Origin of the sequence: Nostoc sp., from assembly GCF_036917095.1 — a bacterium.
In the GTDB taxonomy this organism is placed as follows: Bacteria; Cyanobacteriota; Cyanobacteriia; order Cyanobacteriales; family Nostocaceae; genus Nostoc.
The window spans coordinates 415,865-431,967 of record NZ_JBALFH010000015.1; the positions used below are offsets into that span (position 1 = coordinate 415,865).

Below are 16,103 nucleotides of genomic sequence, written 5' to 3' on the forward strand. Positions count from 1 at the left end.
CCGCAGGGGGCAAGCAGGGGAGGTATTTTAGAAGTTGCCAAATTATCCCGCTTTCTCTGCAACGCCGGAAAATCAAGTATAAGCAATGTCCAAAGCCGTCTATTGGGCACTAATGACTACTAGCTGCGTCAAGCACCTTATAGCTTTGCTAGGTCTGCTTTAGTTTATTTGGTGCAAAAATTCCATAAGCAGGGAACGAACAACTACCAACTCATCAATCCTGTAGTAAGCATAAGTACTTGTAAACTATAGGGTTAGTAGATTCAATCATAAAAGCAAGCAATAGCGTGTGTGAGTAGTTAATGCATCATTCAAATCTATGAAATCACCTTTTATTCTTCAAAGTTGGCGGCGTAGATGCACAGCAGCTTGTCGTCAGACATTGCTCAAGTATCTTTTTCCGATTCTCATTTTAATATCCTTTATTACTGTATTGCTGGTAGACAGTTTCACCCCTGGGATCGCAGAAGGCGATCGCTTCAGTGCTATTGCACAGATACCCCGTCAGGAAATTCGCGGGGTTTGGATGACCAACAATGATTTTGACACCCTCAAAAGTCGCGATAAAGTACAGGATGCGGTGAGTCAATTACGACGGCTGAACTTCAACACAATCTATCCTGTGGTGTGGAATTCTGGTTATGTAATGTATCCCAGTGCGATCGCACAACGTGCAGGTATTCAACCTTTTGTCTCCAAAGGTTCAGATGGACATGATATTCTTGCAGACCTGATTAACCAAGCCCATCGCAAAGGATTGCTAGTAATTCCCTGGTTTGAATTTGGTTTCATGGCTCCCTCAACGTCGGAACTGGCACTGAATTATCCAGATTGGTTCACACAAAAGCGCGATGGTAACCAAACTTCAATTAGTGCGGCTGGTGAGGTGATGTGGCTCAATCCATTCCATCCACAAGTGCAAAAGTTCATTACCAGTCTCGTGTTGGAAACGGTCACTCAATATGATGCCGATGGCATTCAGTTTGACGATCACATGAGTTTGCCCCACGAATTTGGCTACGATCGATATACAATCGCCTTGTATACCAAAGAAACCAATAATGCTCCCCCAACTAATTCGCAAGATGCGGCATGGGTAAAGTGGCGGGCAGATAAAATTACAGCGTTCATGGTACAACTTAACCAAGCTGTAAAGCAGAGAAAACCCCAGGCGATTTTCTCTGTTTCTCCTAATTACTATGATTTTGCTTACAAGTTTCACTTGCAAGATTGGCTGAGTTGGATGCGGCAAAATATTGTGGACGAGTTAATTGTGCAAATTTATCGTCCGGATCTGCAAAGTTTTGTGGCAAATATTTCCCGCCCAGAAATTCAAGAAGCGCAACAAACAATTCCAACTGGAATTGGCATTATGACAGGCTTACGAAATAATCCAGTTCCCATGCAGCAAATTAAATCTCAGGTACGGGCTGCCCAAGAACGCGGTCTAGGCGTAACTTTCTTTTATTATGAAAGTCTTTGGAACGATGCCTTAGAATCTTTAAACGAGCGGCAAGCTGGATTTGAAAAATTCTTTCCATCTCCTGCACTCCGCGCCAGAGTTGAATAACTTTTCTGTTTAATTTGAGTTCGACGAAGCTAATAAAATTCACTTTCAAGAATTAGGCAAAGGGGCAGGGGTAGAGGCAAATTCCTCCTGCCCCCTGCCTTTAAAGGGAACATAAATCCCATGTTGAGCCTACATCCTAGCCGCATAACGTTCCTGCTCAGGAGAAGGGAAGACAAATCAATTCAAGATGAGGAATCCATTTTTCTAACTCAGCACTCTAAACTCACGTTATATCATGTCCGCATAATTAGTTATGATTCCCACAGTAGCTACAAATATTTTAGCGATCGCTCTTTGAGGAAAAACTTTTTGGTTTATTGATATTACAGCCGTAGAGTAACAGAGATAGAGAAACGCAGAGATGGCAAGATGTAGTTATTTCCTTCTGATATCATGTCCGGATAAATAGTTATGGTTCCCACAGTCATTGCACCCCACCCCCAACCCCTCCCCGCTTGCAGGGAGGGGAGACAAAGCATAGCTTTGGCGGGGTGGGGTTCTTCGGGTTTAATAAGTAATCAAGCGGACATGATATGACAAGTTTTTCTTTTTCAGGAGTTAAACAGATAACTCATAAAGGTTAGCTTGTCTTCAAGTAGTTATACTTATAATGATTCCAGTGTTTACCAATCACCCCCGATGATTTATGGCAATCCTTCAACTGATTGAACCCGAAGTTAAAAATCTGGGTGGGTCTTTTGCCCGCCGCAGTTTGCCATATCCTAATCGCCAAACGGTCGGGCCGTTTATCTTTTTCGATCATCTTGGCCCGACCGTTATGCCCCCCAATCAAGGCATTGATGTCCGACCACATCCTCATATCAATCTTGCAACGGTAACTTATTTATTTGATGGTGCTTTGATGCATCGCGATAGTTTGGGTACTGTGCAGGAAATCCAAGCAGGTGCAGTTAACTGGATGACAGCGGGAAAGGGGATTGTACATTCAGAACGCTCGCCTGACTCTGACCGTCACAAAGAAACTACTATTCATGGCATTCAAACCTGGGTCGCCCTGCCTGTTGAACACGAAGAAATCGATCCAGAGTTTATTCACTATCCTGCTGAAACCCTTCCCACTTGGGAAGAGAATGGCGCTATCATCAAACTTATTGCTGGACAGGTACCTGGCTATACCTCACCTGTGAAAGTTTTTTCACCTATCCTCTATTTAGATGTGGTGTTGTCTGCCAATGCTCACTTCATTATCCCTACTGATTATTCACAAAGTGCAGTATACAGCGTCACCGATGGATTAAGTATTAATAATGAACCGCTAGAGCAATATCGCCTAGCTATCCTAGAGCCAGGTTCTGAGATAAGAGTTTCCGCTGCTGCCGCTGCTCGATGCATCGTTATTGGCGGCGAGCCGTTGGGTACACGCTACAAATGGTGGAATTTTGTCTCAAGCCGACCAGAGCGAATAGAGCAAGCTAAAGCTGATTGGCGCGATCGCCGCTTTGCTACTGTGCCAGATGAAACAGAGTTTATTCCACTGCCAGAAGTGGTGACAGAAGCTAATCCTTTTTCATAGACATGTCGAGGAAGGATAGCAGATTATCGTTACAATAAATTTTTTGAGGTTTTGATAGAGAGCTTTAACGAGAAAATAGAATGAAGTGAGGTAGACAGAAAAGGTAGAAATAATATGTCAGTGAAACTTTTACCCGATCTTGGAGAATTAGCTGAAGGGTTGGGAGTTACAGGGATTATAGGAATAATTCTTATACCTGTGTTCCTTCCAGTTATAGGTGGTGTTAGCAGACCGATAGCCAAAGCGGCTATAAAAAGTGGAATCCGTATTTATGAAAGAAATAAAGAAGCTTTGGCACAATTAGGTGAAACTTGGGATGATATCACAGCACAAGCAAAAGCAGAGTATGGGGAAGCAAAAATGAAATCGGCTGAACCGAGAGAAACTTAGTAAGCGATCGCTTTGCCAAAAAGATAAGGGGAAAAGTTAGAACGCTCAAGCTGCCCCTATATCAAAGTCCTATTCTCTCGTTGCCCATTATCATTAAATATAAATTGTTGAGAATTCGTCTTGGATTCAAACCCTTATGATTTCGATTCCAGACTTAGAGGATGTTTGAAAAGTTTTCTTCTCGGTAACAAAACGTTCTAGATCCCCCTAAATCCCCCGATAAATTGGGGGACTTTGATTCCGGTTCCCCCCTTAAAAAGGGGGGCTAGGGGGGATCGGTTAGTGCCTAAAATCACAGCCAATCACTTTTCAAACAACCTCTTAGGGACTTCCAAATAAAAAAAGATTCAATTATTGATTGTGGGGTGGGCAACATGAGCGCCATATAAACTGGGCGCTCATGTTGCCCACTCCACAAGATTGGATAATTTATTTCTTGGAGTTCCCTTAACGGGAAAAGTCATATCAAGTTCGGCAAATTACTTACGATATGTCATTGCGAAAGTAACGAAGTGGAATGTACTCCTTCGGAGAACCCGTAGGGTAGCAATTCACTTGCGCTTTGGGATTGCAGCGCTTCTCTACGAGACGCTGCGCGAACGCTCGCAATCACATAAGTATTAAGTCGGACATGATATCAGGTATATCTCTGCGGTTAGAGCCTCAGTATACATGGTAAGATTCAAGTCGGTTTCCTATAGCTATTTTCTAATCTAGAACTAAAATAGTTTTACGCATATCTTAATATTCCCGACAATACATAAATGTAGTTGCTCTGTCCTTCTAGGCTATGATGCATAAGGGGAGCGATCGCACTTCTTCCGAAGTGCCAGAGTGCGGCGATTGTACGTTTCATATCGAAAGGCGATCGCAATGAAAATTGCTTGTGCGGGACTTTCAAGAGCGTCGTGGACGATCTTTTGTTTTGAAAGATTTTTAAGTATTCTGATAAACTTTCATAAGGTATTTCTTCACTCACTCCCCAACGAGTAGTGTACGCGATCGCCTTTAATCAAGTGCCCAGTCCCAAAGGAAGATGCTTGGCGAATGCGCCATCACGTCCCATTTTTTAGATATTGTTAGCCTTGATTCCATGCATGACTAAGCTTTGAGCCAAAAGTGACAGGGATCGCTACTTTTAAATGTCTATCCATAAGCTTTTGCTTTAAAAAATAGGTATTCATAATTTATGAATCAGCACAAGCTAAAACGGAATCGTGGCGTTATACTCACTCGTGAAGGCTGGCAAAAACTTCAGCAGGCAAAACTTGCAGGGGAACTTCGAGAAAAATCTGGCTCCAAGTACACTCTAGAAGAAATAAGTGAACGCGCTGGGTTAACTTCAAATACAGTTGCAAAGATACTTACCAACCAAGAAGGAGTTGACAAACGAACGTTAGTTTATTTATTCATGGCGTTTAACTTAGAGCTAAATTCGCAAGACTATTTTAAGTTAAATCCTGATTTGGCGATACTTCCAGCTTTGGAGTCTGCAAAGCGCGTTGATTGGGGAGAGATGGTGGATGTGTCAGTTTTCTATGGACGCACAGATGAACTGACTCTACTAGAGCAATGGCTGATCCAAGAACGCTGTCGAGTCGTAGCGCTGTTGGGAATGGGAGGAATTGGTAAAACCTCTCTAGCTGCCAAGTTATCACAAAAGGTTCAAGGATGGTTTGAGTACGTTATTTGGCGATCGCTCTACAATGCTCCCTCACTTTTTGACCTGCTAGCAAATTTAATTCTATTTTTCTCTCACGAGCAGGTTTTAGAAACTGACTTACCAAAAAGCGTAGATGGTAGAATATCACAACTAATTGGATATTTGCAACAACAACGCTGTCTGCTCGTATTAGATAATGTTGAGACTATTTTGCAACCAGGTGCTTGTGCTGGATGCTATCGAGAAGGCTATGAAGATTATGGCTTACTAATAAAACGACTAGGGCAAGTTATGCATCAAAGCTCCTTGGTGCTGACTTCTCGCGAAAAACCCAAAGACGTGGCCTCACACGAAGGACAAGCACTACCTGTTCGTTCATTACAACTCAGGGGACTGAAAGAGGAAGAAGGAAAAAAAATTTTTCACCTCAAAGGACTATCTGGAGAAGAGTCCCAAAAAGCACTGATTGAGCTTTATTCTGGTAATCCATTGGCTTTGAAGATAGTTGCAACGACTATTCAAGATGTTTTCAATGGTGATGTTTCTGAGTTTTTGAACCAAAAGACAGCTGTTTTTGGTGATATCTGTGCTGTTTTAGAGCAACAGTTTGAGCGTTTATCTAATTTAGAGCGTGTGGTTATGTACTGGCTGGCAATTAATCGCGAGCCAATTCCACTCTGCAATTTGCAAGAAGATTTAACTTCATTAGTAATACCGCACAAGTTACTAGAAGCTCTAGAGTCTTTGATCAGGCGAAGTCTCATCGATAAATTTCAGCCAACATTAAGTGAAAAAAGTGGTTTACTCTTCGCATTACACTCTGTAGTAATGGAGTATGTGACTAGCAAACTAATTCAGCAAACTTATCAAGAAATTGCGATTCCGGATATTGTGCTTCTTAAGTATTATGCTTTGAGTCAAGCTCAGGCTAAAGACTACACTAGAGAAACTCAAATACGCTTAATTATTAAGCCCGTTCTAGATGAACTTTTCACTATTTTTAAAACGCCAACAAGACTAGAAAATCATTTAAATGAAATTTTAGTCAAGCTGCAAGGAGAATCTCCATTGGAAGCTGGGTATACAAGCGGAAATATTCTCAACTTGCTTCGTCAGTTAAAGACAGATTTAAGAGGTTATGATTTTTCTAACCTAAGCATTTGGCAAGTAGATATGCGGGGTGTAAGTTTACCTCAAGTCAATTTCCAAAATGCTAATTTATCTAAATCGGTTTTTAGTAAAAATTTCAGTAAAATTTCTGCGCTAGCATTCAGCCCCAACGGAAAAATTTTAGCGACGAGTGACGCCAATGGCAAGATTTGCTTGTGGCGAGACTTTGCTGAAGGCGAACAACTTTTGACCTGTCTAGGACACATTGATTGGGTTCGAGCGATCGCCTTCAGTCCGAATGGTAGCACTCTTTGCAGTGGAGGTACTGACCAGAATATGAAATTGTGGGATGTCAACACAGGTGAATGCTTGAAAACTTTAACAGGACATCCTGAGCGGGTAAGAGCTGTTGCCTTCAGTCCTCAAGGTGAAATTCTAGCTTCTGGCAGTGACGATTGGGCAGTGCGTTTGTGGAGTATTCCGGATAGTAAGTGTTACAAAATTTTAGAGGAACATACTGATTCAGTATTATCTGTAGTTTTCAGTCCTAAAGGTAAAATTCTCGCCAGTGCTAGTAGCGATAAAACCGTGAAGCTATGGAATTTCCGCACAGGAGAATGCGTCAAAACTTTGCAGGGACACACCAGTTCGGTTTCCTCAGTAGCTTTCAATCTAGATGGTCAAACCTTGGTTAGTGGTGGTGATGACCAAACTGTGAAACTCTGGAGTATCTCAGATGGGAAGTGCTTGAGAACTTTGCAGGGACATAGTGACAGGGTTACGTCAGTCGCCTTTGCTCCTAGTGGTAATATTCTGGCTAGCGGCAGTGATGACCAAACTGTGAAACTATGGAATTTCCGCACAGGAGAATGCGTTAAAACATTGCAGGGACACACAAGTTTGGTCTTGTCAGTTGTTTTCAGCCCGGATGGTCAAACCTTGGTCAGTGGTAGTGATGACCAAAGTGTGAGGTTTTGGGATGTTAGCACTGGTCAAGCCCTAAGAAACTTGCAGGGATACAATAATGGGGTGTGGTCTGTTGCCTTTGCTCCTGGCGGTCAGACCATAATTAGCAGCAGTAATGACCAAACTGTAAAGCTTTGGGATGTCGCGGATGGGAAGTGCTACAAAACTTTGCGCGGACACCCTAATCGAGTCCGAACCGTTGCGTTTAGCCCTCAAGGTAATATCTTGGCAAGTGGCAGTTACGACCGACTTGTGAGGCTGTGGGATAGCAGCACCTGCCAATGTTGCAACATCTTACGGGGACATACTGGCTGGGTAAAGTCAGTTGCCTTTGCTCCTGGAGGTAAAATTCTGGCCAGTGGCAGTGATGACAAAACTGTAAGGCTTTGGGATGTCAACACTGGTCAAGTTTTGAATATTTTGGAACATAGTCATGGGGTATGGTCAGTTGCTTTCAGCCCTGAAGGTAAAATTCTGGCCAGTGGAAGTGATGACCAAACTGTAAGGCTTTGGGATGTTAGCACAAGTGAATGTCTCAAAATTTTGTCGGGACATACAAGTTGGGTATTGTCCGTCGCTTTCAGTCCTGAAGGTAAGACCTTAGCCAGTAGCAGTAAAGATAAAACAGTGAAGCTTTGGGATGTTAGTACAGGTGAATGTCTCAAAATTTTGCTGGGACACACAAGCTGGGTATTGTCGGTTGCTTTTAGTCCTGAAGGTAAACTTTTGGCTAGCGTTAGCGTAGATCAAACGGTGAGATTATGGGATGTCCAATCCGGTCAATGTATCAAAACTTTGTATGGTCATACCCACTGGATAAGATCGGTTGCCTTTAGTCCGGATAGTCGAACTCTGGTAAGTGGCAGCGAAGATGAAACTGTTAAATTATGGGATGTTTTGACAGGTGAATGCCTAAAAACTTTAAGAAACGAAAGACCTTATGAGGGAATGAACATTACTGGTGTTACAGGTTTAACTGAAGCAACTATTGCTTCTTTGAAAGTTTTAGGAGCAATTGAGAATTGACTTTTTCCCTGGTTGGATTCGCTTCACTTTGTGTTGAGCCTGGGGCTAAGATAGGGGTTTTGAATTTATTTGTTGTATATAGAAAATTTCAGACGCGCTAACCCTACTACTACAAATAGCCTCATCAAGAGTATGTTCCACTTAAACTATCTTTTCCTATTCATAAAAATAAATATTTTCAAATCACAATTATCAATTTTGTCTCGGAAATTTCTGCAAAAGAAGAATTTTGCTTCTTTGAAAGATTTAATTTAATTTATCAAAAAATTAGCCTTTTTGACTCGTATTCCCCAATTCCTAAAAGCGAAATTGGACAAAATAGTGGTACAGGATTAGGGTTAGCTTTGGTGAAGAAGCTAGTGCAATATCTCCAAGGCACAATTGAAGCCACAAGCAGTCAGGGCTGGATAAGTTTTACAATCCATCTGCCATTGACAGCATCGAAGTGAACGGCGTTATACTTGAACTCGCATTCATAATTTGATTTAAAATATTGCTACAAAATAAGAGTTTATGAAATCTAAAGCTTCAGAAAAACTTAGAGTAGCGATTGCAAATGCACCTGTTTCGCTGTCAAATTAGCGATCGCACCCAAATATAAAAAAAAACTATGAAAATTCCTGATTTATTACTTGATTCCATGCTCCCCTGCACAACGATGGCCTGCACCAACGAACTGACACGGCTCAAAGCAGTGTATCAGTTTCAGGGTTTGGATGCTGTACCCAATCGGGCATTAGATGACTTAACAGCACTGGCAGCCGATCTGTGCCAAACTCCAATGGCACTGGTGAGTTTTATCGGAGCCGATCGCCAGTTGGTTAAGTCTAAGGTGGGAACCACATTAACAGAAATTCGCCGAGACTTCGCATTTTGTAACTACACGATTCGCCAGTCAGATGTCTTTGTGATTCCAGATACTCTGGCCGATCCCCGCTTTGCCACCAATCCCTTTGTTATAAATGCTCCCAATATCCGGTTTTATGCCGGAGTCCCCCTAGTAATAACTGGCGGTTGTGCCTTGGGTACACTCTGCGTCATGGACATTGAACCGCGCGATCTGAGCCAGAAACAACGGAAAGGATTGCAGACACTCAGCCACCAAGTAATAGCGCAATTGGAGCTAAAGCGCAACACCACAAAGCTGCGGCAAACGATCCCGGAAATCAAACAACTAAAACAGCAATTGATTACTCAGGAATTGGTTGGTCAACAAGATTCAATTCTGTTTAATCTGGCAAATCAAATCCGTAATTCTCTGGATCTGGACACGATTTTACAAACGGCAGTGAATGAGATTCATACTCTGTTGCAAGTCGATCGCTGTGACTTTGTGTGGTGTCTGCCCAACAAAGATCGGTTCAACTTTATGGTGACTCACGAAGCGACTAACCCAGAGATTCAGATGGCGTTGGGGGAACTTTCCCTTGGGCCAGGCTCAGTTCTGGCAGAAACTATCTTAAATCTAGATATGCTACGGATTAAGGATGTTTCTACTACCTCAGAGGCACTCACCCCGGAGGATAGCGTCCTGCTGCATCAACTGGCAGTAACCTCGATGCTGTTGCTGCCACTGAGAACGCATTCTGGTCAATTGGGTGCTATTATTTGCCATCACTGTCGCGGTTCGCGCCAATGGGCTGATAGCGAAGTTCGGTTACTCAAAGCTGTCACCGATCAAGTAGCGATCGCTCTCGATCAGGCAGAACTGCTTGCCCAAACACGAGCAACCGCCTTTGCAGCTCAAACTCAAGCCACCTATCTGGGGAACGCCCTGAGCCAGTTGCAGCAAACCCAAATGCAACTGGTACAGCAAGAGAAGATGTCGAGCCTGGGGCAATTGGTGGCCGGAGTTGCCCACGAAATCAACAACCCGGTCAACTTTATTAACGGTAATATTGCTTATGCAACCAACTATGTTCGGGATTTGCTAGAACTATTGGATCTTTATCAGACAACCTATCCCAATGGAACTGATGCTATTCAGGAAAAGATAGAGTGCATCGATCTTGATTTCTTGATGCAAGATTTGCCTAATCTATTGTCATCGATGCAAATGGGTGGAGAACGAATTCGGCAAATTGTCCTATCTCTGCGGAACTTCTCGCGCCTGGATGAAGCCGAGATGAAACCTGTGGATATCCATGAAGGGATTGAAAATACGTTGTTAATTTTGAAGAGTCGGTTGAAATTAACTAGTGCCAAGTTTGAGATTCAGGTAATTAAAGCATACGAAAATTTACCGCCTGTTGATTGTTATGCGGGGCAATTGAATCAAGTATTTATGAATCTTTTGGGTAACGCGATCGATGCCTTAGATGAAACGCCTAATCCGATCGTTACCATTCAAACAGAACTCATTAGTAGAGAATCGGGTAGTTCCGATCTATCCCAATTCTCCCACGCAGATAGTGTAGTGATTCGGATTCGAGATAACGGTTCTGGGATGACAGAAACAACCCAGCAAAAACTGTTCAATCCATTCTTCACCACCAAACCCATCGGCAAGGGAACCGGGCTGGGACTGTCTATCAGCTATCAAATTGTGGTTGAAAAACATCGCGGCATTTTAAAATGCTCCTCAGAACTTGGGAAAGGCAGCGAGTTCTTGATTCAAATTCCGGTTGAGCCTCTGGTTAAAAATACTTAAAGTGTGTATAAAATTATCAAAATATCAATTGTTCAAGTCTTACTTTGGGAATGCTAGAGTAAACGCCAACGATGATTGACTCATCGACTTGTAAAGTATGTCAAATGGTACGACAAGCTCACCGATTGTTCTTGCGCTTGATGACAGCCCTGTGATTCATCAAATGATTAAACGAGCGTTAGAACCGGGCTATCAAGTAATAACAGCCGCTAACGCGGTTGATGCCCTGTCGATCATTTATCATCAACGGATTTCAGTCTTGCTATTAGATGTACAGATGCCGGATGTAAATGGGTTGGAGTTTTGCCGCACGGTGCGGAGCCTGCCCCAGTTTCAGCATTTGCCCGTGATTATGGTGACTTCTCAAGATTCCCCCTTCGACCGGGTGAAGGGTCATCTGGCGGGTGCAACAGAATATCTGATCAAACCTTTTGATGCCGAACAATTGCGAGAAACTGTACGTAAATTTATTTACACCTGATCTGCTTGTTCATCAGACTTCGGCGTGAGCGCTCAGTCGAACGCTGCCCACCCCACAATAGTTATATAAATCTTAGGTATGTAAATTAGATGTGGTTTAGCTTAACAGTCTGCGATGGGTAAAACATTAGCGCAGAATGAGGATTTGCTAAGATTGGCACAGCCAGTTTTTTATCCTGACAGCCTTGCAGCGGCGATCGCGGAGATTCCTACCCATGACTCAAACTGCACCCAACGTCCCCAAGTTGATGACAATGGAGGAATACCTTGCCTATGACGACGGTACTGACACGCGCTATGAGCTTGTAGATGGAGAGTTAGTAGAAGTGCCGACTGAATCCCCAGAAAACTGCAAGCTTGCCAAACTCCTCATGTTGGAATTGGCAAAATACATTTCGATTGTGCTGATCAACCTCAAAGATATGGAAATTGTGGTGAGTGGCAAACGGGCAAAGGTGCGCTTACCCGATCTGACCGTACTGAGTGAAGAAGGATACGCAACGCTGGCAGGACAACGCAGCAACACGATTACCCAGGATATGCCACCGCCAATCTTGGTGGTTGAGGTGGTTTCACCTGGACAAGACAACCGCGACCGAGACTATCGTTACAAACGCACAGAATATGCGGCGCGAGGGATTGCGGAATACTGGATTATTGACCCGGAAAGGCAACAAATGACGCTGTGCTTATGGGTGAACGGGCAATATGAAGACACGATTTATACGGGTGACACCCCCCTAGCATCAACGAGTATTCCTGGTTTTAAGTTGAGTGCTGCTCAGATTCTGGCATTTGGACAAAATTAGCCTTTTGGATTAAGATGCGTTGCACGTTATGGCTACACCTAACCCAGCCTATAACTGAAAATTCGATTCAATAGCATGGGGGCAATTTCGCCGATCGCCAAAATATGTTGGGCGGCTCCCAGAGTGATCGCTTCTTTGGGCATCCCGAAGACAACGCAGGTTTGTTCATCCTGGGCAATGGTAGTGCCTCCAGCTTGAGCGATCGCTTGTAATCCATCTGCACCATCTCGTCCCATGCCAGTCAGCAAAATACCAACCGCCGATCGCGGGTAGCAGGTGGCAACGGCTTGAAACAAAGCTGTGACGGAGGGACGATGCCCGGAAACGGCAGGGGTGCTGATGGTGGTTAATCGCCCTTGAGTGTCGAGTTGCAGGTGTTTTCGTTCGGGAGCGAAGTAGACAGTACCCGGTTTGGGAAATTCTCCCGGTTGGGCGATCGTCACGCGCAGGAAACATTCTGCTGCTAGCCAATCTACCAGTCCTTGCAGAAATCCTTCGCTGATATGTTGGACGCACAGAATGGGTACGGGAAAGTTGGCAGGCAGTTGTTTTAGGATCGTGTAGAATGCCTGGGGGCCGCCTGTGGAGGCTCCGATCGCCACGATTTTGGGCAGGGAGAACGGGGAATTACGAATGGGGAATTGCGAGTTACTGACCGGTTTTGGGTTGAATGGTTCTGCCTTACTTTTGGGGCTAACAGGATGCGTTCTCGGTTCTACCGTCGCAGTTCGGGAAGTGTGGCGAGTAAAGACTGTAACCCCTGCCAGAACTTTGATCCGGTTGATTAATTCGTGCTTAACGTGTTCGTAGTCTGAAAGTGAGTCAATGCTGGGTTTGGGAAAAACATCCAAAGCACCCGCTTGCAGCAGTTTAAAAACATTGCGGGAATCTTCTTGGGTATTGACGGAGGTGCTGATTACTAGAATCGGACGGGGATAGTCTGCCATAATCCGGCGGGTGAGTTCCAGTCCATCCATTTTGGGCATGTGGAGATCGGTGCAGATTACCTGGGGCTGTGCGGCTGGAATTCGCTCCAATGCTTCCACGCCATTGGGAGCAGTTCCCACCACATCTACTTCCAGGGAACTCGCCAGAATCCGCTTGAGGATGGTTAAGGCGACGAGCGAATCCTCCACCAGAAAGACGCGAATTGGGGCAGAGTTTTTCATCGGTTGACAGTAAGTTGAGATTTTACGAGAAAATTATTGTTTATTCATCCGAAAACGAATGGCACTAAGAAAAGCTTTTTGTTCGGGTGAGGCAGGAGTTATAGCAGTTCTCGAATGGAAGCAATACAGTTTGACCTCACTTCCATTCCTCTCTCCTTTTAGGAGAGAGGCTTTGAATCTTACTCCCCTTCCCTTATAGGGAAGGGGCTGGGGGTTAGGTCTGTATTGCACTCAACTAATAACCGCTATATGAAATTTTTATACTGTAAGACTTTCAACTTTTTATTTTATTTTCCTTCTGCCTCCTGCCTCCTGCCTCCTGCCTTATCTTCGCGCCATTTCACCCGAAAACCTCTACACTAACCGTTTGAGGGTTGACAGCAAGGCTTCTTGATTAAAACTGCCTTTGATAATGTAGGCATTGGCTCCGGCTTCCGCACCCCGACGTTTATCCTCATCGCTGGCAAGGGAAGTAACCAGGATAATTGGAAGTTCGCTATATTCTTGATATTGGCGGATTTTGGCAGTTAACCCGAAGCCATCGAGATTTGGCATTTGCACATCGCTGACAACGGCATCAACGGCGTGCGATCGCAGCTTGTTAAATCCATCCAAACCATCTACAGCAGTAATTACTTGATAGCCTGCGGTTTCTAAAATCCGCTTTTCTTGCGTGCGTGTGGCAATAGAATCTTCCACTAATAAGACGGTTGGTTTTGTGGGTGCAAGTTGACGAGTTTGGGTAGAAGAAATAGACTGCGATCGCGAGCGGGCTGATTTCACCAAATCCTGGGGATTCAACACCATACACACATCTCCAGTGCCTAAAATTGTTGCTCCAGAAACATTGCGGACTCGTTTAAGTAACTGACTTTGGGGTTTAATCAGTATATCTTGCTCATCCACTAAGGCATCCACCACTACACCCAGTTGTGCTTGCCCAACCTGAAGAATAATACAAGAAAGTGCCGTTTCTTGAGTTAATCCAGATGGCATCGGCGGCAGTTCTAATAGATCGGCCAACTGCACAATCGAAATGGGTTGGCTATCCCGAATTATTGTGTCACGTCCCTCCAAGGGAAAAATCTCTTCTGACTTGATTAAGCAAGCGGTTTGTACAAACTCGACTGGAATGGCGTAAGGCATTTCGTTCACTTGCACAATCAAGACATGGGCGGTTGCCAAGGTGATACTGAGATTGACGCGCAGCGTACATCCCTGTCCGGGAAACGATTCTACCTGAATCGTACCTTTCAATTTCTCGACATTGGTTTGCACCACATCCAGCCCCACACCCCGCCCTGATACTTCTGTCACCAGGGGGGCTGTTGAAAACCCCGGTGCGAAGATCAACGCTTGGATTTGGCTGGGAGTCATTGCTGCTAATTCTTCTTCCCCGCAAATGCCCCGTTTCACCGCTATTTGTTTGATTCTATCCAGGTCAAGCCCCCGCCCATCATCACTGATTTCCAGCACAATGTTAGTGGGAGTCTGGTAAGCTTTGAGCCGAATTGTTGCCGTTGTTGGTTTACCTAGCCGTTCCCGTTCTTGTGGTGGCTCAATTCCGTGATCGATCGCATTCCGCAGAATGTGCATTAGCGGATCTTTCATTTCTTCCAACAGGCGTTTGTCGGCAAGGGTGTCTTTGCCTTCCAAGATCAACTCCACCAATTTTCCCTGCTGCTGCGCCAGATCGCGCACCATCCGCGGGAAGAGGTTGAAAATCGTTGCAAAGGGCAGCAATCGCAGGGTACGAATCCCCTCTTCTAGATCGCTACTTAGTTGTTCCAGTCGGGTTGTGTCTTCTGAAAGGGAACTCTGCAAGGTTTTCACCAAATGCCCCAATTGCTCTAATCGTTTTTCAGAGTGATGATGAAAAGTTTCTAGACGTTGGTGGGCGACATCACCTTGTTGCTCTCGGCTGAACGCAAACCGATTAGTGAATAAATCTCGATTCCATTCTTCCCACAAATTGGCGATCGCTTCAATTTCTCCCAGCCGATGAGCAATCCGAATTTTGGTTACAGTTAACTCCCCTGCTTGCGTCATCAGCGTATCTAGGTGGCGAGTACCAACGCGGATGGTTTCGATGCGGTAGCTATTGGTGGGAGTGTGAGAATTTTGGACTTCGGCTTCTCTTTGAGACGCTACGCGAACGCTCTGTCGAGCAATTTCGGATTTTGGATTTTGGATTGCTCCGTTTTCCTTTGGCTCTTGATTCCTATCAAAAGTATTGTTTTTGACTGTATTTATAACTTCAATACTGTTGACTTCTGGTTCCTGACTTGGATTGTCTTCCCTTTTTCCCGGCTGCGCTCCCATCAATTCTGCCAGAACAGAAAAGGTATCAACCCTGGCAGGTTCTCCGGTGACGGCTTCATGAACGAGTTTGCGGATAGCAGCGATCGCATGAGCGAGGCGTTCGTAGGGTGAGTCTGTTGTATCATTGCCCAACGAGGATGCCGGGTTTTCTTGTTGCTTGAGTTGAGTCAAAATATGCTCAATTTGATGTGCCAGAGTGCCTACATCTTTGACTCCCAGCATATTGGCATCGCCTTTGAGAGAATGCGCCTCTCGCATCAAGGCTTCTAGGACAGCCAGATCGTCGGGATGGTTTTCCAAATGCAGCAATCCATCATCCAGGTTTTGCAGGTGTTCTTCGCTGGCTACTTTGAAAACGTCTCTCAGTTCTTCATCATCGATCATCATAGTTTTAAGTAGTTAGGGGTTGAGCGA

At 44.5% G+C, this 16,103-nt stretch carries 11 protein-coding genes; 9 read left to right on the forward strand and 2 right to left on the reverse strand.

The features are described 5' to 3' along the window. Positions 1-319: 319 nt before the first annotated feature. The 9 genes from V7L01_RS05935 to V7L01_RS05975 all read left to right on the forward strand — a co-directional run bounded on the left by V7L01_RS05935 (position 320) and on the right by V7L01_RS05975 (position 12,198). The gene (locus V7L01_RS05935; RefSeq protein ID WP_335032796.1) at positions 320-1,570 is read left to right on the forward strand and encodes a glycoside hydrolase family 10 protein; all 1,251 of its coding nucleotides are present in this window, start codon (positions 320-322) and stop codon (positions 1,568-1,570) included. A gap of 646 nt (positions 1,571-2,216) precedes the next feature. Continuing rightward, entirely contained in the window at positions 2,217-3,104 is an 888-nt protein-coding gene (locus V7L01_RS05940; RefSeq protein WP_335032798.1) for a pirin family protein, read from the forward strand. A gap of 114 nt (positions 3,105-3,218) precedes the next feature. Next, entirely contained in the window at positions 3,219-3,494 is a 276-nt protein-coding gene (locus V7L01_RS05945; RefSeq protein WP_335032800.1) for a DUF5132 domain-containing protein, read from the forward strand. 1,189 nt (positions 3,495-4,683) lie between these two features. Then, positions 4,684-8,259, forward strand: coding sequence for an NB-ARC domain-containing protein (locus tag V7L01_RS05950; RefSeq protein WP_335032802.1), 3,576 nt, complete (start codon positions 4,684-4,686; stop codon positions 8,257-8,259). Between the two features lie 266 nt (positions 8,260-8,525). Continuing rightward, on the forward strand, positions 8,526-8,708 hold the full coding sequence (locus V7L01_RS05955; protein WP_335033179.1) for an ATP-binding protein: 183 nt from the start codon (positions 8,526-8,528) through the stop codon (positions 8,706-8,708). A gap of 161 nt (positions 8,709-8,869) precedes the next feature. Continuing rightward, positions 8,870-10,909 carry a GAF domain-containing sensor histidine kinase gene (locus V7L01_RS05960; protein WP_335032804.1) on the forward strand — a complete coding sequence of 680 codons (2,040 nt, stop codon included), beginning with the start codon at positions 8,870-8,872 and terminating at the stop codon, positions 10,907-10,909. A gap of 97 nt (positions 10,910-11,006) precedes the next feature. After that, positions 11,007-11,390, forward strand: a complete 384-nt coding sequence (locus V7L01_RS05965; protein WP_334842248.1) for a response regulator — start codon at positions 11,007-11,009, stop codon at positions 11,388-11,390. 114 nt (positions 11,391-11,504) lie between these two features. Beyond that, positions 11,505-11,666 carry a hypothetical protein gene (locus V7L01_RS05970; RefSeq protein WP_335032805.1) on the forward strand — a complete coding sequence of 54 codons (162 nt, stop codon included), beginning with the start codon at positions 11,505-11,507 and terminating at the stop codon, positions 11,664-11,666. Next, the gene (locus V7L01_RS05975; RefSeq protein WP_335032806.1) at positions 11,605-12,198 is read left to right on the forward strand and encodes a Uma2 family endonuclease; all 594 of its coding nucleotides are present in this window, start codon (positions 11,605-11,607) and stop codon (positions 12,196-12,198) included. Before V7L01_RS05970 ends, V7L01_RS05975 begins: the two co-directional genes overlap by 62 nt. Before the next feature lie 38 nt (positions 12,199-12,236). Here V7L01_RS05975 and cheB read toward each other — a convergent pair whose 3' ends face one another. Together cheB and V7L01_RS05985 are read right to left on the reverse strand one after the other, a co-directional pair. Further along, entirely contained in the window at positions 12,237-13,367 is a 1,131-nt protein-coding gene (gene cheB / locus V7L01_RS05980) for a chemotaxis-specific protein-glutamate methyltransferase CheB (protein ID WP_335032807.1), read from the reverse strand. Positions 13,368-13,721: 354 nt separating this feature from the next. Beyond that, on the reverse strand, positions 13,722-16,076 hold the full coding sequence (locus V7L01_RS05985; RefSeq protein ID WP_335032808.1) for a hybrid sensor histidine kinase/response regulator: 2,355 nt from the start codon (positions 16,074-16,076) through the stop codon (positions 13,722-13,724). Between the last annotated feature and the right edge of the window lie 27 nt (positions 16,077-16,103).